This window comes from Hymenobacter sp. HD11105, assembly GCF_054051685.1.
The window spans coordinates 41,423-62,627 of sequence record NZ_JBSWBR010000001.1 but is presented as its reverse complement, the minus strand read 5'-3'; the positions used below and the strand labels follow the sequence as shown (position 1 = coordinate 62,627).

Annotated in this window: 20 protein-coding genes; 12 read left to right on the top strand and 8 right to left on the bottom strand. The window is 53.7% G+C overall.

Annotated elements, in window-relative coordinates:
* Positions 1-47: 47 nt before the first annotated feature.
* A complete protein-coding gene (locus ACW9KT_RS00320) occupies positions 48-386 on the bottom strand; it encodes a DUF3140 domain-containing protein (protein ID WP_457077369.1) in 339 nt (112 codons plus the stop codon).
* Positions 387-556: 170 nt separating this feature from the next.
* Here ACW9KT_RS00320 and ACW9KT_RS00315 point away from each other — a divergent pair, with 170 nt between their 5' ends.
* Complete coding sequence (locus ACW9KT_RS00315; protein ID WP_457077368.1) at positions 557-970, top strand: DUF6799 domain-containing protein; 414 nt, start codon at positions 557-559, stop codon at positions 968-970.
* A gap of 68 nt (positions 971-1,038) precedes the next feature.
* On the opposite strand, the gene ACW9KT_RS00310 is transcribed toward ACW9KT_RS00315, so the two are convergent.
* Genes ACW9KT_RS00310 through ACW9KT_RS00300 form a run of 3 tightly spaced genes read right to left on the bottom strand, consistent with a single transcriptional unit; the run spans position 1,039 to position 2,536 of the window.
* A complete protein-coding gene (locus ACW9KT_RS00310; RefSeq protein WP_457077367.1) occupies positions 1,039-1,233 on the bottom strand; it encodes a hypothetical protein in 195 nt (64 codons plus the stop codon).
* Between the two features lie 53 nt (positions 1,234-1,286).
* A complete protein-coding gene (locus tag ACW9KT_RS00305; RefSeq protein ID WP_457077366.1) occupies positions 1,287-1,676 on the bottom strand; it encodes a septal ring lytic transglycosylase RlpA family protein in 390 nt (129 codons plus the stop codon).
* Positions 1,677-1,711: 35 nt separating this feature from the next.
* Positions 1,712-2,536: a glycoside hydrolase family 25 protein gene (locus ACW9KT_RS00300; protein ID WP_457077365.1), complete on the bottom strand. Its 825-nt coding sequence runs from the start codon at positions 2,534-2,536 to the stop codon at positions 1,712-1,714.
* A gap of 148 nt (positions 2,537-2,684) precedes the next feature.
* On the opposite strand from ACW9KT_RS00300, the gene ACW9KT_RS00295 reads away from it, so the two are divergent.
* Complete coding sequence (locus ACW9KT_RS00295) at positions 2,685-2,969, top strand: VF530 family protein (protein ID WP_457077364.1); 285 nt, start codon at positions 2,685-2,687, stop codon at positions 2,967-2,969.
* Between the two features lie 195 nt (positions 2,970-3,164).
* Positions 3,165-3,488, top strand: coding sequence for a hypothetical protein (locus ACW9KT_RS00290; protein ID WP_457077363.1), 324 nt, complete (start codon positions 3,165-3,167; stop codon positions 3,486-3,488).
* A gap of 97 nt (positions 3,489-3,585) precedes the next feature.
* On the opposite strand, the gene ACW9KT_RS00285 is transcribed toward ACW9KT_RS00290, so the two are convergent.
* Positions 3,586-3,969 (bottom strand): Hsp20/alpha crystallin family protein, encoded by a 384-nt coding sequence (locus ACW9KT_RS00285; protein ID WP_457077362.1) that lies wholly within the window; start codon positions 3,967-3,969, stop codon positions 3,586-3,588.
* A gap of 238 nt (positions 3,970-4,207) precedes the next feature.
* On the opposite strand from ACW9KT_RS00285, the gene ACW9KT_RS00280 reads away from it, so the two are divergent.
* Positions 4,208-4,891, top strand: a complete 684-nt coding sequence (locus tag ACW9KT_RS00280; RefSeq protein ID WP_457077361.1) for an alpha/beta hydrolase — start codon at positions 4,208-4,210, stop codon at positions 4,889-4,891.
* A 60-nt stretch (positions 4,892-4,951) separates the two neighbouring features.
* Here ACW9KT_RS00280 and ACW9KT_RS00275 read toward each other — a convergent pair whose 3' ends face one another.
* Complete coding sequence (locus ACW9KT_RS00275) at positions 4,952-5,587, bottom strand: Hsp20/alpha crystallin family protein (protein WP_457077360.1); 636 nt, start codon at positions 5,585-5,587, stop codon at positions 4,952-4,954.
* A gap of 248 nt (positions 5,588-5,835) precedes the next feature.
* Positions 5,836-6,873: a Gfo/Idh/MocA family protein gene (locus ACW9KT_RS00270; RefSeq protein ID WP_457077359.1), complete on the bottom strand. Its 1,038-nt coding sequence runs from the start codon at positions 6,871-6,873 to the stop codon at positions 5,836-5,838.
* Between the two features lie 624 nt (positions 6,874-7,497).
* Between ACW9KT_RS00270 and ACW9KT_RS00265 the strand changes: the two genes are divergently transcribed.
* From ACW9KT_RS00265 to ACW9KT_RS00235, 7 genes are all read left to right on the top strand, one after another.
* Entirely contained in the window at positions 7,498-9,102 is a 1,605-nt protein-coding gene (locus ACW9KT_RS00265; RefSeq protein ID WP_457077358.1) for a family 43 glycosylhydrolase, read from the top strand.
* A gap of 181 nt (positions 9,103-9,283) precedes the next feature.
* Entirely contained in the window at positions 9,284-9,790 is a 507-nt protein-coding gene (locus ACW9KT_RS00260; RefSeq protein WP_457077357.1) for an N-acetyltransferase family protein, read from the top strand.
* 416 nt (positions 9,791-10,206) lie between these two features.
* A complete protein-coding gene (locus ACW9KT_RS00255; protein WP_457077356.1) occupies positions 10,207-11,535 on the top strand; it encodes a DNA/RNA non-specific endonuclease in 1,329 nt (442 codons plus the stop codon).
* Between the two features lie 115 nt (positions 11,536-11,650).
* Entirely contained in the window at positions 11,651-15,568 is a 3,918-nt protein-coding gene (locus tag ACW9KT_RS00250; protein WP_457077355.1) for a T9SS type A sorting domain-containing protein, read from the top strand.
* Positions 15,569-15,717: 149 nt separating this feature from the next.
* Positions 15,718-16,089: a BlaI/MecI/CopY family transcriptional regulator gene (locus tag ACW9KT_RS00245; protein ID WP_457077354.1), complete on the top strand. Its 372-nt coding sequence runs from the start codon at positions 15,718-15,720 to the stop codon at positions 16,087-16,089.
* Complete coding sequence (locus ACW9KT_RS00240) at positions 16,086-17,417, top strand: M56 family metallopeptidase (RefSeq protein ID WP_457077353.1); 1,332 nt, start codon at positions 16,086-16,088, stop codon at positions 17,415-17,417. The genes ACW9KT_RS00245 and ACW9KT_RS00240 overlap by 4 nt, the downstream gene beginning before the upstream one ends.
* Positions 17,418-17,480: 63 nt before the next feature.
* Positions 17,481-17,738 (top strand): hypothetical protein, encoded by a 258-nt coding sequence (locus ACW9KT_RS00235; protein ID WP_457077352.1) that lies wholly within the window; start codon positions 17,481-17,483, stop codon positions 17,736-17,738.
* A 160-nt stretch (positions 17,739-17,898) separates the two neighbouring features.
* Here ACW9KT_RS00235 and ACW9KT_RS00230 read toward each other — a convergent pair whose 3' ends face one another.
* Positions 17,899-18,753 carry a pirin family protein gene (locus ACW9KT_RS00230; protein WP_457077351.1) on the bottom strand — a complete coding sequence of 285 codons (855 nt, stop codon included), beginning with the start codon at positions 18,751-18,753 and terminating at the stop codon, positions 17,899-17,901.
* Between the two features lie 250 nt (positions 18,754-19,003).
* On the opposite strand from ACW9KT_RS00230, the gene ACW9KT_RS00225 reads away from it, so the two are divergent.
* On the top strand, positions 19,004-21,103 hold the full coding sequence (locus tag ACW9KT_RS00225; RefSeq protein WP_457077350.1) for a M13 family metallopeptidase: 2,100 nt from the start codon (positions 19,004-19,006) through the stop codon (positions 21,101-21,103).
* Positions 21,104-21,205: the final 102 nt, after the last annotated feature.

Sequence of the window (21,205 nt, the reverse complement as noted above, 5' to 3'; positions counted from 1 at the left end):
CTGCAGCGCGTGAGCCTTAATTTATACGTCCACACTTATATAGGGGGCTATTTTTTCAGCGGATCGTGGCCCCAATTCATCAGTGAATAACGCCAGCGCGAGTTCTCCACGTCTTTTTCCGGGCCTTGAGCTGAGTGCCGGCTGATGTAAGAGTGCACCTTGTGCATGTGGGCTTCGTCGGCTTCCGTGAGGTCCGCTTTCTTCTTGTGCAAAATGGTGATTATCTGCTCGCCCGACTTGCGGCCGATGCTGGTGCCATCACCACTATCCTGACCCACCGATTTGGACTCCTCCGTGTCAAGCCACTTTTCCAGCTCGGAGGCCGTCATGTTCACTTGCTTTTTAAAATCGGCGTAAATATTGTCTGATGCTTTGTCGGCAGCCATGGGGTAGGAGGTTGTTGGGTAAGAATAGCGCAAGCGGCATCGGTACAGCTTGCAACTTAACCTAACGCGCCTGAGCTAATGCAGGTTACCCTGGCTGCGCGTGCTCTAATATCCATTCTTTTTGTTCGTCCCCCTCACCCATTTTCTTCACTTTTTTCCGCCTCTCTATTATGAAGCTGAGCTGTATTACCCTCCTCGTTCTTGCCTTGCTTACCAGTGCCGTAGCCGCGTCGGCCCAAACTAAATTGCCCCCCCGCCGCACCGCGGCAGCTCCTCGTCCGAAACCGGTAACGCCCGGCGCGCCTACCCTCAAGGACGGCGTAACGCTTAAAGAAGGCAAAGTGCTGGTAACCCAAATGGGCCGTACTACTCCGCTCAGCCAGGATCTGAGCCTAACCAACGGGACTAAGATCACCCCAACTGGCACCGTGACTACTCCGGCTGGGGTTAGCTCTCAATTGCAGGAAGGTGATATGATGTCGCTGAGTGGCCGCATTACGACCAGTGCTCAAAAAGCGGAGCAGGACAGCCTGCTGCTGGTTAAAAAAGAAAACCTGAAGGCTAAGGCTAAGAAGAAAAAGTAGCCTAACAGCGCTAGCTACTCCTGCGGGGCGGATCGAATCAGATGGATTCGGGTCGCCCCGCTTCTACTTTATACCCAGGTGTAATCCAGCAGAATAAGGGACGCCTCCGCGTCGTCTTGGGCTTCAACTACTTCATCCATTACGTACTGGATTTCAGCATCGGTCCAAGCCTGTGCTTCGGCGGCCTTCACAAAGGCAGCTAGCGCAACGAAGCGACCCGGTACGGCGGGTGGCGTCCAGCGTACTTTTTTGCGAATTCTCATGTGGGAAAGCGGAATAACAACTTAAAAATAGGGTCCCAATATGTCCCCCAGCCTTAGCGTGAGCGACTTTGCTTTACTACTTTAACTTGCACGGGCGCTACGCCTGCGTCGATAATATCGATTTTGCGGGCCGCCTTGCGCGATAAGTCAATAATGCGGCCTTTCACGTGCGGGCCCCGATCGGTCACGGTCACTTTTACCGAGCGGTTATTCTTAGGGTTCGTTACGCGCACCACCGTGCCGAAGGGCAGCGTGTTGTGGGCCGCCGTAAGCTTATTAGGTCGGTACACCGTGCCGCTGGCTGTTTTACGCCCGTTGAACTTGTTGGCGTAGTACGAGCCTTGCCCGCTCTGGGTGAAGGCGCCGGCACCACCAGCGCAGGCGCTCAGCAGCCAAGGCAGGCTGAGCAGCAGGCAAAAACGACGTAAGGAAATAATAGGCATAGGCAAATATAAATAACCCTAGGCTCCAGGGTACACTACGGCTGTTTCTCCGGAATACGCAGAGCTAACAGCTTCTCGAAGCTGCCTTGAAATACATTAAAGTCGACGGGTCCACGGATGCCGGGCACGTGCGACTCGTCGCTGTGCTGCCAGATAATCCACTTCTCGCGGGGCAAAGATGGTTTTTCTACTTCGTAATGAGCCAGCCAAAGCGGGTAGTCATCAAAATGACCGGCCAAGTGGCGCTTGTAGAAGTTGTGATTGGAGTACAGAATAGGGCGCACGCCGTAGTGCCGTTCTATCAAGCGCAGCCAAGTAGCTACATTGCGGCGCATGATGGCCACGTCGTGGAAATTGGGAGCTTCTACGTCGAGCACCGGGGGCAAATCGCCGGCCTGCAGTGGTACATTGCGCACGAAGAGGTCGGCTTGCTGAGCGCCGTCGTAGTTGGGCTGAAAGTAATGGTAGGCGCCGCGGTAAATGCCCACGGCTTTTGCCCCCTGCCAATTGCGCTCAAATCGAGAATCGCGCATGGTAACGCCTTCCGTGGCTTTGATGAAAGCAAAGCTCACTTGGTGCTCAGATACTTCCACCCAGTCGATGCGGCCTTGGTAAGAGGATACGTCGATGCCGTGCACAGAGTAGCCAGTGAGCAACGGCGTTTTTTCACGGCCAGTTAGGCGGTCGGCAGTAAGGGTGGCGTACGTGCGGCGGGCATACCGATTTAGCTGTCGCCAGTAGCGTCCGTAGAAAGCCAACCCCACCAACAGCAACCCCACCAAAATGATCAGCGGGAGCCTGCGCCGCTTAGGAGCAGCGCGGCGGCGATGAGCAGAAGAGGAGCGTCGGGGTTGATTCATGAGCGCAGTCATCGCAAAGGTAACGCACAGATAGGCCCCACGCGTACCTAAGCACTTGGGTACAATGCAGAAAAAGCCCCCCAGTCGAGCTTTACTGCACATGTAGTCCCTGCTTTTCCCGACCTTGCACTATCTAACACTTCGCCTCATGGCTACTTCCAACGCTTCCGACGCCCGCGACGAATCGGGCCACCTCATCCGCGAACTCCACGGTATCACCCTGGCTCAAATTCTGGAATATCTGGTGGCTCGCTATGGCTGGCCGGGCCTGGATGAGCGCATCCATATCAACTGCTTTGCCGTCAATCCCAGCATCAAGTCTAGTTTGGTTTTCCTCCGGCGCACGCCCTGGGCCCGTGCCAAAGTCGAGGAGCTTTACATCGAAACTCGCACTCAGGAAGTCCTAAGTAAGAAAGGGGACTCGCCTAGCTAGATGATTCGTACACCAGAACGTCATGCAGAGCGCAGCGAAGCATCTAGCGTGCTGACGTCTCAGTAGTAATCTAACGGCGTGAGCGAGATGCTTCGCTGCGCTCTGCATGACGTTTTCTTTTGAGTAGGTTAGTACCACAACGTTATCCTATTAAATGGTTCAGCTTAACATGATGACTCATCTTCTCTCTTCATAATGGCCGACGTTTCCCGCAAATCAGGCTCTCAGGCTTTGCTGATTGGCCTTGTTTGCTTTATCGCATTTGAGGTGTTTGCCTACTACGGGCTTAGCTTCCTGACTTCAGGCCTAGGTATGAGCGACCAGTACCAGCCTGAAAATACTATTGTCAGCAACTGGGTTAAAACGGTGGTGTTTCTGCTGCTCCATCTGCTGCTGATTGTGGTGGCCGTGCTGGTGCTCAGTAATCGGTTGCCGCGTCAGTACCGGGGGCAGGTGATGGGCTGGTTTTATTTGGCTCTAGTTACCGGGTTCTTGCTACTGATCCCGCTGTTTGATTAACCACGCAGTACGGCAATAAAAAAGCCACTGCGGCGAGCAGTGGCTGGATGAGAAATGGTGTCGGTCGGTCCCGACGTTATAGGCAGCTAGTTAGATCCTAGCGCAGCTTGATATCAATTTCGCGCTGGCGGCTAGCCGAATCCTTGAACGGGATGCGGACGCGCAGCTCATTTTCTTCGTGCACGGCGTCGATACGATTAAGGTCGAGGCCGGCGGGCAAGTCGAGCGTCTGAGCAAATAAGGGCGCGCTCATCAGATCCTCTTCCTCGTGGCGGTAATCGCAGTACACGGTCAGGCGATTATTATCGAGCAATACGTGGAAGTTCTCGGGGCGCACCGATGGCGCTGCTACCCGTACCACCACGCCTTTTGCCACCTTATCAACGCGCAGCTGGGCCTGGGCCGTGCCGCCGCCCAAAGTATTGAGCAGGTTGAGCTGGGGAGCAATATTGCGAATGAACTCTGGGCTTATCAACTTCATGGCTTCTTCTATCTTATATGGTAACAGGGATAAGTCAAACGATGTACCAACCCCTTTTCTTCGTCAAACGGGCCGACTTTCAGCCACACTGACGTTCATAAAGCCCTCTGAACACCGCAAAAACGGCCATTCTGGCAGGTGATACTGATGACTTAAACGGAGAGTTTGGCTTCCTTGTTGACCTTGATTTGCACGCCTTCCGTATAGCTTATCTCGTGTTACTCAACTCTTAGACCGAATGCAACCCCAAACGTTTACTACGACCCGCACGGCCCGCTACTATTGTTTGGGCGAACCTGGCCCGACGATTCGTCACGTCTGGTTTTGCCTGCACGGCGAAGGCCAGTCTGCCGCCGACTTTGCGGCCCAACTCAGTAATCTTGATACGCCCGAACGCCTTCTCATTTTTCCGGAAGCTCTGTCGCGCTACTCGTTGCCCCCCAGCCCCGATGGTATGGTAAGCACTGGCGCCACCTGGTTTGCCCCACCTGATTTGCTGCTCGATTTAGCTGACCTCACTACTTACCTCGATGCATTGGCCGAATCGATTCTGGAAGCCTGCCCGCCCGATACGCCCGTCACGGTGTTAGGCTACGGACACGGGGCGGCGGCGGCCTGCCGGTGGCTCGCTGGCAACCGCATTGCGTACGACCGGCTGATTCTGTACGCCGCCATTTTTCCGCCCGAAATCGACCGGCGCGCTACGCTCGTAGCACTCCCCGACCGACCCGTGAGCGTGGTGGCTACCACCGTTGACATAATAACGCCCGAAGCTGCCGCCGCCGGCCTGATGCAAGACCTACAGGACGTGGGCCTTACTGCTCAGCTCAGCTATGTGGCCGAAGATGGCCTAACGCTGGCCGCGCTCGGCGCTGGCGCCGAAACAGTGAACTACGACCCCACACCCAACCCAACCGAATAAAAAAAGCCCCCCAGAAAAGTTCTGGGGGGCTTTTTTGTGACGCTACTCCGAGTGCTGGCATTAAGCATTCATTTTTTCGGAGCTGCGGGTCTCAGTTGAATTCTCATAAGAAGTGCCATCGGCCTGGCCTTGGTCCTGTTGCATATTGTATCTGTCGCTGCTGGACTGATTTTGCCCGTCGCCCGACTGCACAGATATGTCACTGGCCTGTTGACCCATCCGATCCGACATCTGACCGCTGCCCATACTTTGCTGGCCCCCACGGATGTTAATTTGGTGGCGCATGGTTTTATTAGTGTCCTTTGGCACCATCACACGCAGTACACCATCCTCAAACGAAGCCTCTATCTGGCTGGGGTCTACTGTGTCTGGCAGCTGGAAGGAACGCTGGAACGAACCAAAGGAGCTTTCCACAAGATGGTAGCGGCGGTCGTTCTGCTCATTCTTGAACTGCCGCTCGCCCGAAATAGTAAGGCGGCCTTGGTGGAAATCAACTTTGATGTCTTCGCGCTTAATACCTGGTAGCGCTGCCTCAATTTGATAGCCGCGCTCCGTCTCATAAGCATCTACCTGAGGTGAAAAGCTAGCTACCCGTCCGCGGGAGGCTAGAGAGTCATTGAAAAACCGGTCGAGCATGGCGCTAAATGGCGATTGGCCCATCCCGGAAAACGAGTCCTGATACTGCTGAATAGCCATGGCGATTACGTCGTTTAAGTGGTGAAAAGAACGTTGTCAAACCGGCCTATTTTACTTTTTTCTGCCTACTCAGGTTACACAAGAAAACCGCTTTTTTAGCTCGTCAGCAGCGTTTTTTTGCAAAATTTTAACTGGCTTGGGTACCTTCACAAGAGTGGTCATAAGCTACGTAAGTTTAGCTGCGCGTCAGGGGCGCCATACTCAGTTCAGCTATAGCTTTTGGAAATGTGACCCCTGCGCTCGCTCGGTTAAGAAAAATCTGCCGGCTGCTCTAGAATCTCCAGCTGCCAGCGTATTTGCTCCAGTCGAATAGGATAAGGCACCTCGTGGCGAATAGTCTGATATACAGCCTCAAATAAGTGTGTATAGTCGCCTTTCGGGGCCGGGTAAGGCTGAGAGCTAAGCTGACCATTATCGGCAGCCAGTGTTAGAATGCCTTCCTGCCCGGGCGTTTCGAGGCCGTAGGCAGCATCCTGGGGGGCAATTTTTTGCAGCAGTTGGGTTTCCTGCACATCCGTCCGTGCCTTGCTAAAGCTGCCTTGAGTACCATGAAGCACAAAGGAAGCCTGGGGCTGCGCTACGAGTAAGCTGCTGGTCAGATGCACCTGCAAGCCCTCGGGATAATGCAGATGCAGGGAGAAATAGTCGGTTACCTGCGAGCCGGTCCGGAAGATGCCTGTGGTTTTGTGGGTGCGTAAGGGCTGGCCAAACAAGCTAATGGCTTGATCAATTAGGTGCGGGCCCAGATCATACAGCAAACCACTACCCGGAATAGGCTCCTCTTTAAACGCCTTAGTGTTGAGCGCCATTTTGTAGCGGTCGAAGCGGAAGTGCACTTCAATTAAGCGGCCGAGCTGCCCACTTTCTATCACTTGGCGCACACTTAAAAAGTCGCTGTCCCAGCGCCGGTTCTGGTAAGCCAGCACGTGCCGATTGTGTCGCTGTCCGAGCTCTTCTAGTACCTGTAGCTCGGCCGAAGAAGTAACCAAGGGCTTCTCGATAAGCACATGCTTTCCTGCTTCCAGCACCTGCCGAGCTAAGTCGAAATGAGTGTTGCTAGGTGTATTCACTACAACCAGCTCGATCTCTGGGTCTGCCAGCAAAGCCTCTACGCTGTCGTAGCTTATGAGGCTCGGGTAGTCCTGCTGCGCCTGCTTCTGGCTGCGCTCCGCCACGGCACGTAACTCAAAACCAGGATGCGCTGCCAGGAAGGGGGCATGAAAAAGCTTGCCCGACATGCCATAAGCTAGTAAGCCGGTTTGAACGGGTGTTATTGTGGTCATCATTGAATAAAGAAAGGTGTAAGCCTCAGTATTATTAAGAAATGTGAGCTATTTCAGGACAAGCGGAATACAAGAGTAGGCAAGGCAGACGAGTCTATAGATAAAATCATCAAAGTAATCTACATTTAATCCTAGTATAAATACGTATTATAGATTGAGTACAGCACAGCGTGTTAATAATTCGGGCTTAAGGAGTTAAGAAGAAACTCTTGGCAAAATGTTTGCGAAAAGGAACAGTAAGGCACTAATTTTAGCTTAGTTTGTTTTACCGATCTACCGCGGAAAAATACGTATCAGCGGTCGATTAGAAGCAAACCGAAAAAGCTGGACTTATAAGAAAAATGCAGTCTTAGGTATTAACTATTGTCTGAGTCTGTACTTTTGCCCCCCAGGAAGTTGATACTGTTTGCTCTTACGCTTTCTCCCAACTCTACGGTGCTTTTAGGCTGATAACTATCGCAGGTTATTGGCTCCCACACTACTTCTCCGCTCCTTTTTGCTGCTTCATACACTCTGAGTGATTGCTCAGGGTACACATACAGCTAGTCAGGCTTGGGCCACCCGCCCGTCAAACCTTGCCCCCAGCTGCTGAGAGAATCCCTTCCTCCCACTCTTTCCTCTCCACTTGTGTCTTTCGATTTAGAAACAGGCGCCTCTTCCGCTCTTTCCACAAGCGAGTGGCCCCAGCCTTACCCCGTTGCCAGCCAGCCGGTAGTAAATACTGCGCCATCGATTGAGGCTGCGCGCGCCGTCATTTACGATAAACTTATTCTTCCCGGCGACTTTCCCGATCCTACCATCACCAAAATCGGTGATACGTACTGGGCTAGTGCTACTTCCGCTGAGTGGGGTCCCGTTTTCCCCCTCTTGAAGTCCACCAATCTTGTCGATTGGGAAGTAGTAAGCTATGTGTTTCCGGATAAGCTGCCCGAGTGGGCTGAATCGAACTTCTGGGCTCCGGAAATCAGCCATGAGAACGGCAAAACGTACATCTGCTACACCGCACGCAAAAAAGCCAAAGGCAAGCGTGGGCAGCTATGCGTTGCCATCGCCAGCGCCGACGACCCGGCCGGTCCCTACACCGACCACGGCCCCCTGGTAGGCCAGCGCATGGGTTCCATCGACGGATTTCCGCTGCGCGACGAAAATGGTGTGCTCTATATGGTCTGGAAAGAAGACGGAAACGCCTACAAGAAGGACACCCCGATCTGGGCTCAGCGCATGAATGAAAGCCGCACAGCCCTTCTCGGCAACAAGGTAGAGCTGTTCCGCAACACAGAGAAGTGGGAAGGCTGCCTGGTAGAGGGCTCCGCTATTGTACAGCAGGGCGAATACTTCTATATGTTTTATGCCGGCAACGGCTGCTGCGGCAAGTGCTGCAACTATGCTACCGGCGTAGCGCGCTCTAAAAAGCTGCTCGGCCCCTGGGAGAAATGCCCTCAGAACCCTATTCTAACCAAAAACAAAACCTGGAAGTGCCCCGGCCACGGCACCGTGACTGAGTACGAAGGCCGCTGGTTCTTGCTTCACCACGCATACTACACTGATAGCCACGAGTTTGTAGGGCGTCAAGGCTTACTGAGCGAGTTCACGTGGAATGAGGAAGGCTGGCCCGAATTTGTGAACAGCAGCCCCCAGGCCGAGCCCCTGCGCGATTTGCGCGTGCTCAACGTAGATGATAACTTCCCCGGCAACCGCCTGTCAGCTGCTTGGCAGTGGCCTATCACCCATCAGCCTACCGTGGGCGTCAGTGATGGTCAGCTTCATCTTGGAGCTAGCCCTGCTGGCTTAGGTGGGCTCGTTGCGCAGCGTACCTTCACGGCGACTTATAAGGCTGCTACCACTCTCGATTTTGGGGCGCTGCCTCCTAACACTTTCGCGGGCCTGGCCGCCATTGGTGACCCTGGCAATGCGCTGGCACTAGTAGCCGGCAACGGTGGCTTGCAACTCTGGCATATGAAGGGCAATAAGCACCAGGTACTGACGAAAGTAGCGCTGGCGCCATGCAAACACCTGAGTCTCCGCCTGGAAGCATGGGGCGGTAGCCGCTTCCGTTTTGCCTTCAGCGCTGACGGGGGCAGCACCTGGCAGCCCGTTATCCTCGACAGCTTTGCTCTGAATGGCACCTATCTGCCACCCTGGGATCGGGGCGTACGGGTTGGGTTGTTGGCGCAAGGCCCCGAAACTTCAACGGTCGCTTTCGACAACTTTGCCCTGCGTAACTGCCGCTAGATCAGCACTTAGAGTTTATTATAGGTTAGCGTTTATTATTAGGTTAAGTAAAAAGCCCCCCAGCAACCTGCTGGGGGGCTTTTTTGTGTTCACTCGTAGCCAAGTCAACGCTTATTATTTGGCACGACATAGATTCGTATGCTGCTTTATCTTGTCAACAGAATTCAACGCCTCACAAACTATGCTGCATTGCCGCCGCGCCACTGCCCACGATTTGCCTAGCATCCTGCGCATTATCCAGAGCGTAGTGCCTTTGATGCATGCAGCTGGCAACTACCAATGGGAAGCAAGTTATCCTGATGAGGCTGTTTTTCGTCAGGATATTGAGCGTCAACATTTGTGGGTGGCGGAGGCTGAGGGCAATGTAGTAGGCGTAGCCGCTCTTACCACCGACCAAGACCCCGAATATGCCCAGGCCAACTGGGATGTCACGTTGCCGGCACTCGTAACGCATCGCTTGGCCGTAGACCCCACTGCTCAAGGCCAAGGAATAGCAGCTGCCCTGCTCCAGCAAGCCGAAAAATTAGCGCTTGAGCAAAACCTGCCTGTATTACGCGTAGACACAAACTCAGAGAATCAAGCTACCCAGCGACTTTTTCCCAAACTAGGCTATCGTTTTGCCGGTGAAATCACGCTCGCGTTTCGGCCCGGCCTACGTTTTTTTTGCTACGAAAAACGTCTTGTTTAAGCTCTTTTAGGGGGCAAATCTTGTGTTTACGTTACGAGGATAGAGGCCGTGCCGCCTGCTCCCGTGTGAGCAGCATATAAACTTAGCATAACTGCATTCCTCGGAGGTCGAAAGAATAATCTGAAGAAGATCTTTTCGGGCTTTAAGCACAGCTATGGTAGCTAATGCTTGACTATCGTCTTCTAAAAACTACAGACACAGACTGGATTATTCTGCCATTTTGGCAATGCGACCTATAACTTGAAAAAATTACAGTAGCTATATGTATTGATATTATACCAGTATAATTTTGGCCTTAATCCAGGTAAATAACACTTTGGTAATACCTAAGTGATGAGTGACTTGTACTTTTGCAGCTGAATTGCACATCGTTGTGTGTTCGGAACTTGTTTGAGTAATTTTCTCTTAGCACGAGTATGCCAAAATTTCTACATTGCTCCTTTCGCCAATTATTGCTGCTTTCCTGCTTGGTTTTCCAGTCCGCTCGCGCGAGTCAGGCAGCCATTATCAGGGCCACAGCAACTGACACTCAGGAGACGTTTGATACGGGTAGCAAGTCCGATTATGCGACTGCAACCGTCAGCCTAGCCACCGGTAGCTGGACCTTCACCGAAGCCGCGCTGGGCAACACCGACCTCGACCGGAAAAACGGAGCCCAGGCCGTTCGCCTACAGGGCCAAGGCCGGCTTACCATGAACTTCTTTCTGCCCAACGGTGCTACCACCGTTACAGTGCAGCACGCTCTCTACGGCTCTGATGCCAGCAGCAGCTGGGAGCTTTGGGCACAGTCGGAGGCCTGCAACTGCGACAAGTGGACCAAGGTAGGCAACACCATAACTACTACCTCCAGCATCCTCCAGGCAGCAGCCTTCCGAGCCAATATTCCCGGCAGCGTCAAGTTTGAGATTCGGAAAGTATCGGGTGGGGCGGCTCGCTTGAACATCGACGACTTTGCTGTGACCGAGTTTGGCGTCACGCAGCCTTCCGTAGACAATGACCATATCGCCTTGGGTAATCCCAGCGGTGCGGTTACCGACATCAACTCGCCACTCAACTACTTGATGCAGAAGCCTCAGTACGCATTGAGCTACAATGAGAAAGAAGGAAAGCCCAATTGGGTAAGCTGGCACCTGGATGCCTCAGATCGGGGCAGTGCTCCACGTGTAGACGTTTTTGGGCCCGATCCGACCCTTCCTGCGGGCTGGTACCAGGTGCAGGCAAATAGCTACACCGGCTCTGGTTTCGACCGGGGACACAATTGCCCCTCTGCTGACCGCACGTCTTCCCCGGAGAATAATGCGGCTACCTTCTTCATGACCAATATGATGCCTCAAGCGCCACAGAACAACCAAGGTGCCTGGGGTGATCTGGAAGAGTATACACGTAGCTTTCTGGGAGCCAATGAGATGTATGTCATCTGCGGTAGCTATGGCATAGGTGGTACAGGCAACAATGGCGGCGTCACGATGACCTTGGACCAAGGGCGCATTACAGTGCCTAATCGCACCTGGAAGGTGATTGTCATTCTGCCCGTTGGGGATAATGATGCGGCCCGGATTACGGCCAATACCCGCGTGATTGCCGTGGACATGCCAAATACCAACACGCTTAACCCAAACTGGGGTACTCACCGCACGAGCATCGATGCTATTGAGGCTGCTACCGGCTACGATATTCTTTCTGCTTTACCCGTGGACATCCAGACGGTTATTGAGGCGAGAATCGATAATGGCCCAACCCAGTAGTTGAGTATTGCTAGCCGAATTCTTTCAAAACGACATACAGGTCTATATGACAAGTTTTTACAAGAGTGCTTGTAAGCTGGGGCAGTTGCCGGCTTTATTAGTTTGCCTATTTTTATTGAGTACGCAGCAGAGTTGGGCCCAAGCCGCGCCGTACCAATTGGCGAATGGCGCCTACACCGAAGGCTTTGATAAAATTGCTAGCTGGGGGGCAAATTTCACTTCTAGCATAACCGAAACAGGCGTTGAGCGCTTCAGCGTAGCTACTCCCGACCCTGTTTTGCCGAACACTAATACTGTGTTCAGCACCGGCTCGGGGGGAGGCGTCCAGAAGGGTACGGGTGCTATCGTGCTGCTGGCCATTGGTACCACTGCTGGTCAAAATGCTACTGCTTTTGATTTAAACCTGGACTTTACTGGCACTTCAGCCGGCACTATCAGTCTGGATTGGGCGCAGGTTAATAACTCATCAGGCGACCGGGGCTCTATTTTTAAGCTCCAAACGAATACTGGCGCGCAGGGGGCATTTGTTGACCTTGATGGCTCTACGATTGCGATTACAAACAACGTAGCCTCCTCCGGCAACCTGAGTGCTATTGCCTTGCCAGCTGCTTTTGCTGGCAAAGCCAATGCTAAAATTCGCTTTTTCATAGTGACCTCAACGGTCGGTTCTACTGGTAGCCGTCCAAAAATCAGCATCGACAATATCCGGGTAAGCACTAATGCAGCTGATACTCCGGCGCCTACTACTTCCATTGCTACCACAGCCTCCGCTTTTGGCAGCCCGTACTGTATCACGGCTGCGGTGGGTAGTTCGCCATTCAATGTAGCCTACACCAGCAACGGCGCTTTTACGGGTACGTTCAAAGTGCAGTTATCGAATGCTTCGGGTGTATTCTCTACTAACCTGAACGAGAGCATTATTGGCAGCGGCAGCAGTTCACCGATTGCGGCGGCTATTCCGGCGGGCACACCTAGCGGCACCAAATATCGGGTGCGTGTGGTGAACGATGCGCCAGCCACCACCGGCACCAACAACGGCACCGACCTAACCATCAACTTAGCTTCCGACAGCAACCCAGTTGCGGTAACCCCATCGGCGGCGCAGACAGTAACGACAACCGGAACGGGCGCTACGCTCACGGCCACGGCTGCTGCCACCTCTACTTTCACTTGGTTGTACAGCACCAGCGCGGCTGGCCCATTTACCTCGGCTATCAGCGGGGCTACCGCTTCCTCTTACACATTGCAGGGGGCGAATTTCCCTGGCGCTGGCACGTATTATCTGGTTGCCCAAGCCTCTGTTACCACTAACTGCGGCATTGCCAAGGGCGAAAGCGCACCGATAATGGTAACCGTATCGGCGCCTCCAACCACGCCCTCTCTGACGGTTTCTTCCTCTGAGCTTCCTGCATTTAGCAACCTGACTGTCGGTGCTAGTGCTCCGCAGAAAAGCTTCACGGTGGGCGGTAACAACCTGACTGGAAACGTCATCATTACGCCGCCCGCGGGCTTTGAAATTCGAACCGGTAACAATCCCTTTGCTTGCTGCTCTATCGAATTGCAGCCCACCGCAGGCAATGTTCCAAGCACAACTATCGATGTTCGGTTTGCACCTGTAGCTGCTCAGTCGTATCAGGCAACTATTCCAGTAAAATGCGCTGGCCTACCTGACAAGGACGTAAAAGTATCGGGTACGGGTGTTGAGGCCGTTTATCCAGCCACGGTGAGCACCGCTGTTATTACTGAGCTAACGACTACCAGCGCCAACAGCGGCGGCACTATTGCCACCGACGGCGGTAGCGCCGTAACAGCTCGCGGTATTGTGTGGGCTACTACTGTAAACCCAACCTTGGCGGTGCCAACTAAAAAGGCCGAAGGTGCTGGCTCTGGCGATTTCACTAGCGCCATCACGAACTTGCTGCCCGGTACCACCTATTACACACGGGCTTATGCTACCAATGGCATGGGTACCACTTACGGCGAAGAACGTACGTTCACGACCGTAGCCGTTCCACTGGCCACCGAGCCAACCACTCCCGCTACGCTTACTGCTAGTCAGGAAACAGGCACCTCGATGCAGCTGAATTTGGCAGGTGGCAACGGGCAAAAGCGCCTCGTGCTTGCCCGTATTGGCAGTGCCGTTGATGCTGTTCCGGTTGATGCTACTACCTACACCGCCGACGCGGCCTTTGGAAAAGGCACTCGTTTAGGCACCAATAGCTATGTGGTGTACAATGGCACGGGCAACAGTGTAACGCTCACTGGTTTGCGTCCCAACACGGAATATCACTTCGCGGTATTCGCCTTCAATGACAACGATATTCCCTACGCCGAGAATTACCTGTTAACTACTCCCGGTACCTTACCTGTGGCTACGCCAGGTGCTCCGGCCGCACTGTTGTTGGAAGAAAACTTTGCCTATGAAGCTGCTAAGCCACTATTAACAGATAATAGCTGGAGTGTGCATAGTGGTGCTACTACGAACGCTATTTCCGGTGCCTCCGCTGGATTAGAGTATGAAAGTTATGGCGCAAGTAAAATTGGCGGGGCGGCTTCCCTAACTACTGAAGGGCAAGATGTGAATCACCAGTTTGCTGCCGTTTATGCTGGCACACCAGTATATGCATCCTTTTTGGTAAAGGTAACCAGCATCAACACGGCTGATTATTTCTTCCATCTGGGGCAAGCAAACATGAGCAGTAGTTTTTATAAAGGGCGAGTATATGTTAGTAAAGGCTCCTCGACTGATAAAATAAAGTTCGGCATCAGTAATGGCTCTGGCATTAACTATTCTACGGAAGAATATTCTGTCGGCAGCACTTACTTGCTGGTGGTAAAGTACACCTTCAACGAAGCTTCCAACACCAGTGAGTTGTTCATCAATCCTGCACTGAATGCGGAGCCAATAAGTGTCGCTTCCACTACCGAAACCACTGGCTCGCCTTCAGATATTGGATCAGTAGTGTTGCGGCAAGGCACTAGAAGTAATGGCGTTAATCTGGTAATTGACGGTATTAGGGTCGGCAACTCATACCGGGTGGTACGCACGGGCCTGATCTGTCTTGAGCCAGTGCCCGCGTTCACGGCGCCAGCCGGTTGCGCAGGCTCGCCCGTAGCCTTCACCGACGCTTCTACGGTGATTGAGTCGAATGCCACCTATGCTTGGGACATCGATAGTGATGGCAAAGTAGACTACACCACCAAGGGCGGCATCAGCCACACATACGCCACTGCGGGTACTTACAAGGCTACGCTCACCGTTACACAGGGCAATTGCTCAGCTACTTACACTAGCCAGGTAACGGTGAACCCGCTGCCAGAGCCAGCCATCACGGCTACTCCTGCCAACACGGTTTACACCGGTGGTGTGCCTACTAATCTGTACTTGGGCTACGGTCCGCAGAGCCTGACACTGACTGCCACGGGTGGCGCTACGTACAGCTGGGAAGGGCCAACGGGCCTGAGCAATACCAAAATTGCTAACCCAGTCTTCAACGCTATTACGCCTGGTACCTTCGTTTACACCGTTACGGCAACCAACCAGCTCGGCTGCTCGGCCACAAAGTCGGTTACTATTAAGGTCGTAGAAGTGCGTGATGGTAACAAGAGGAATCCCAAGATCATGGTTTGCCATAATGGCAATGGTGTTTATGTGAATATGAACGAGGTAGAGAGTCACCTGCTCGGGCACAAGGAGCAACTCGGTGACTGCTCCGGTAACGCGGTAAAAGCGGCGGCCACGGCCAGCGCTGTAACCACCGAACCAGCTGCCGCCAACGTATTCGAGGCTTATCCGAACCCATTCACCGAGCGAGCCAGCATCCGTTTCCGCCTGACGGAAACCAGCAAAGCACAACTCGTAGTGTACAATGCCGTAGGGCAGCAAGTAGCCACACTCTACAGCGGCGTGGCCGAGAAAGGCCGTGACTATGAGTTTGCCTTGCAGGGTGCTTCACTCCCGGAAGGCATCTACACCTGCCGCCTGACTACCGACGGTAAAGTAGAAACCAAGCGTCTCGTACTCAATAAATAGCGTAGGCAGCGCTAACAGGCGTCTACATATAAGGCAGAAAAGCCCCCCAGAGGATATCTGGGGGCTTTTTTGATTACGAGAACTTTAGGTAGAAAATCAACAATACATTACGATTTATTCGTATAATTACTAAACTTTCGTAATTATCTATGGAAAGATTAACTCAATCCGAAGAGGAAGCCATGCAGGTGCTGTGGCAACTCAACGGCGGCTTCACCAAAGATGTGCTAGACCTGCTGCCCAAGCCAAAGCCGCCCTACACCACGCTGGCTTCTACCATCCGCAACTTGGAGCGCAAAGGCTACCTGCGCAGCGAGAAACTCGGCAACTCCTACCGATTTGCCCCCCAGATTGCCGCCGAGGATTACCGGAGGAATTTCATGAGCACGTTTGTGAGCGAGTATTTTAAGAACTCTTATAAAGAAGTCGTATCGTTTTTTGCCCAGGATGAGAAGATAAGCGCGGCCGAGCTGAAAGAGATTCTCAGCATGATTGAAAACGGTAAGCGCGAGGATTCATGAGCGCGCTACTGCTATATCTGCTGCAAGCAAATGCGGCGCTGCTGCTGTTTGCTGGCTTATATTACCTGGGCCTACGTCGGCTTACCTTTTACGGCCTAAACCGTGCTTACTTGCTGTTTGCCCTGCTTTTTTCGGCTTTGTATCCGGTGCTAAATGTAACGACCATATTCGCCCCCCAGGTCCACCTAAGCGGCTCGTTGTTGACTATCATCCCGAACTGGACGGGTTCTTTGGCGAAGCCCGCAGCACCTGAGCTAAGTTGGGAATCTGCCTTAGTAGCCATATACTGTGCGGGTGTAGCGGTAATGGGCGTACGCCTGATAGGACAGTTAGCGTCGCTGTATTGGCAGCATCGTACCTCAGTGTCCACTATCGTGGCCGGACAGATGGTGCGCTGCTTACCAGAAGCAAAGAGTCCGTTCTCTTTTGGATCAATTATTTATCTGAACCCCGAATACTATCCGGCGGCTGAGCTACCCGCTATTCTGCACCACGAGTTGGTGCATGTACGCCAATGGCACACGCTGGATATACTGCTAGCCCAAATAGGGCAGGTGTTCTGCTGGTTTAATCCGGTAGCGTGGTGGCTGGGACGGGCTGTGCAGCAAAACCTGGAATTTCTTACAGATGCGGCGGTGCTACGCACCAAGCTAGTGTCGCTCAAAGCTTATCAATACAGTCTGCTTCGCTTGAGTGGTTTGGCGGCGACAGAACTAGCCAATCATTTCACATTTCTCACTCTCAAATCCCGAATTACGATGATGAACAAACCTGCTTCCGCTCGCGCCTACCTAACGCAATATGCTTTGGTGCTACCGCTCGTTATGGTGTTGCTGCTCGCGTTTGCTCCCTCGCAGGCTGGACAAACTGTAGTTACGGGCGTCTTTGCGTCTACCCCAGATGCTGTTCCACCGGTGCAAAACGCTGCTGGAATAGCTGATGATTTACTGTACTACCTCGATGGAAAGAAGGTGAGCAAAACAGTGACAGAGAACATCGCCCCGGAGAGTATAGCTAGCATAAATGTGCTGAAGGGCGAACGCGTACGGCAGGTACTAGGCAATGTATCGGAAACACGAGCCATTCTGATTACGACTAAAGCCAATGAAAACGCGGCGGCCGTTATAGATCTGAATAAAAAGTTGAACCGCAGCGTAAAGCTGGCCGGTAAGCTGCTGCTCGTAGACGATAAAGAAGTGACCCAAGCAGAGTTTGAGCGCTTTTTGCCAGCCCAAATTCGGCAAGTGACCGTACTAACACCCGAAAAAGCGATGTTGGCCTACGGAGAAAAAGGTAAAAACGGTTCCGTGCAAATATTGACCAACTGAGCAGCTTGGTATATCTCTACCGTATTCGGTCACGTACATGCTAGCACCATTCGCCCGCCTGCCATGCCGCTTCACCGCCAGTTAGCCGACAAACTCAGCAAAACCTACGAGCCTTCCACCACCATCAACGACGTGTTCAAAGGCCACGACATCACCTTTGTAACCAACGAAAATGGCGAGCCTGTCACCTTGTTTATCGGCAAGCGCCGCCCCGATGGCGTGATTATCGGCGAACGATACAAGCGCACCATCAAACGCGCCCCCAGCAGCACCGAGGTAACGAGCAGTCATTGGGATCTAAAAGGCAAATCTCACATATAAAAAGCCCCCAGAAATCTTTGGGGGCTTTGTTGATAAAAGCACGTCATGCAGAGGCGGAGCCGAAGCATCTCGCGTGCTGACGAGAGGTTAGTAACCCTACGACGGCGAGCGAGATGCTTCGGCTCCGCCTCTGCATGACCGCCTTTTTAGCTAAGAAGAACTAGCCTTCCCAGGTGCCAAACTTTCCGGCGCGGTAATCCTGATAGGCTTGCTGAATCTCGGCATCGGTATTCATTACAAACGGGCCGGCAGCCACTACAGGCTCCTGGAAAGGGGCAGCGTGGCCGAGAAGTATCACCGAATCTGATAGGGACTCGATATGTAACTCGTCGCCGTCATAGTTGAACTCCAGCAGGCGGCGCGCTTCGGTTTCATGGCCGTTTACGCGCAGCTTGCCGCGGATGGTGTAGAAGAAAATAGTGTGCTCGGCGGGAATATCTAGCGCCAATTTGCCCCCCACGCGCAGGTCTACGGTGGCTAGGTGAATGTCAGTTAGGGGCTGCAACGCGCCGGCGGTACCTAGCCAGTTGCCCGACACGGCGTGAATAGTTACTCGCCCCTCGTCTTGGACCACTTCCGGAATGTCCTCTTTTTGCAGGCCAGTGTAGTTAGGAGCGGTCATTTTGTGCTGGGCGGGCAGATTGACCCAGAGCTGCAAAATCTCGAGGTCGCCACCGGTGCGCTTGAAGGCGGGCGACGATATTTCGGCGTGAATTAAGCCGCTGCCGGCCGTCATCCACTGAATACCACCAGCCTCAATCACGCTTTCGTGCCCACCTGAGTCTTGGTGCATAATATCGCCGGCCAGAATAAAGGTTACCGTCTCGAAGCCGCGGTGGGGATGGGGGCCAAAAGGCAGGCCCCGGTTGTTGGGCCGATATACCTGCGGACCGTGGTGGTTCAAAAATAGAAACGGGTCGAGGTAGTCGACCGACTGGGTGGGCAGGGCCCGGTAGGTAGTCAGGTCAGCGATGGGGGAGCTGACGGCTTGGTGCTGCTGCTTGATGGTGCGCATAGGGGCAAATTGTGAATAAGATGGCCGCTGCTGAATAATTAGCAGCTTGCGTTGAAGGAGAATACCGGGTGTGCGGCCAGATAGTTTTCAGCGAGCTAGGCAAGAGGTCAGCCGGCTGCTGGCTGTCATTTACGCGAACGGGCTTTCTTTGTAAATCGCTGGCCTGCTGCAGTGGCTATGCAGCCCGCCTAGGTTCGCTTAGTCTTTTACTGACCTTTCTGCCTTCAATGCCTATCACTTTCTTCGCTTTATGAAAAACCACTACGTGTTGCCTCGGGCCCTAGCCGCTGCCTTCTTATTGGCCGGCTGCGCCACCAGCACTCCGCCCGCCGCTATCACAGCCGCCACCGCCTCGACCGAAATAGCGGCTGAGCCCAACATAAAAGGAGTCGGCATCGACGTAGCCGACTTGGACCGTTCCGTAGATCCCTGTGAGGACTTCTATCAATTTTCGGGCGGTAACTGGTTGAAAAACAATCCTATTCCGGACTATACCTCGCGATGGGGCCCCCGCAACTTGCTGGGAGAGCGTACGCAGGCTATGCTGCGGCAGATTCTGGAAGAGGCCGCTGCCAACACCAGCGCGGAGAAAGGCAGCAACGCTCAGAAAGTAGGTGATTACTACGCTTCCGGCATGGATTCGGTGGCTATTGAGAAGGCCGGTACTACGGCCCTAAAGCCGGAGCTAGCGCGCATTGCAGCTACCAAAGATCTCAAAAGCCTGCCCGTCACAATTGCCACTCAGCATCAGCTGGGCACGGGGGCCTTTTTCCGCGCCGGCGTGTCGCCCGACCGCAAGAACAGCACCGTGTACGCGGTGAATTTGTATCAAGGTGGTTTGAGTCTGCCCGACCGCGATTATTACCTGAAGGATGATGCGCGCTCCAAAGCTGTGCGGGATGCCTTTACGACTTACATGACCAACACTTTCCAGCTCATGGGCGACCCGGCAGCTACGGCCACTAAGAAAGCGGCAGCCATTCTGCGCCTGGAAACGCGCCTAGCGAAGGCTTCTAAAACCCGCGTGGAGCTGCGCGACCCCAACGCCAACTACAACAAGATGACGGTGGCGGCTTTCCACCAGCAGTTTCCTAGCATTGGCCTGCCCACTATTCTAGCCCAAAACAAGCTTGGCGCGGCTAAAGAGGTGATTGTGGGTCAGCCTGCCTTTTTTCAGGAGTTGAACGCGGTGCTTAAAACTGAGCCACTGGCCGATTTAAAAACTTATCTGGAGTGGCAGCTGGTGAGTTCCTTACCCTCTGCTTTACCCAAGGCCTACAGCGACGAGGCCTTCCGGTTTGCGCAGGTGCAAAGCGGGGCTAAGCAGCAGCCGGTACGCTGGAAGCGCATGTTGTCGGCCACGGATAATACGCTGGGAGAGGCATTTGGCCAGCTTTACGTTGACAAAGCCTTCTCGCCCGAAGCCAAGCAAAAAGCGCTGGATATGCTGGCTAATATCAAGGAGTCGATGGCCGAGCACATCCAAACCAACACCTGGATGAGCGCCGACACCAAGACCGAAGCCCTGAAAAAGCTTAACGCCCTGCGCGTAAAAATCGGCTATCCTGACAAGTGGAAGGACTACTCGGCCCTGAACATTTCCCGCGACTCTTACCTGCAAAACGTGCTTAACGCCCGGCGCTGGAACTACCAGCAGAACGTGCAGAAGTTCGGGCAGCCCATCGACCGAAACGAGTGGAGCATGACGCCGCCCACCATTAACGCTTATTACAACCCGCCCATGAACGAAATCGTGTTTCCGGCGGGCTACCTCCAACCACCATTCTTCGACCCGAATGCCGATGATGCCGTGAACTACGGCGCCATTGGGGGCGTAATGGGCCACGAAATGACCCACGGCTTCGACGACTCGGGCCGGCAGTACGACTCCCAAGGTAACCTGCGCGACTGGTGGACCAAGACCGATGGTGAAGAATTCACTAAGCGTGCCACCATCGTCGGCCAGCAGTACAGCGCCTTTTCACCCCTCGACTCAGTTTACGTGAACGGCAAGCTGACTATGGGCGAAAACCTGGCTGACTTTGCTGGCCTAACCATTGTATACGCCGCCTTGCAGAAGCAGCTACAGAAGAAGTATGGCAATGGCCCCCGCCCCAAAATTGATGGCTTCACGCCTGAGCAGCGTTTCTTTTTGTCGTGGGCGCAGCTGCGCCGCTCCAATATCCGGCCCGAAGCCCTGCGCCAGCAGATTCTTACCGATCCGCACTCCCCCGACCAGTACCGCACCATCGGGCCGCTCATGAACATGCCCCAGTTCTACGAGGCGTTCGGTTGCAAGCCCGGCCAGAAGATGGTTCGCGCCGAAGCCGACCGGGCCAAGATCTGGTAATAGGCTTTGGAATTGTTTCACCAAAAAAGCCCCCAGAAAGCTTCTGGGGGGCTTTTTTGGTGAACTGCTCGATAAATTAAGTAGGCTTATGGTTGGTTAGTG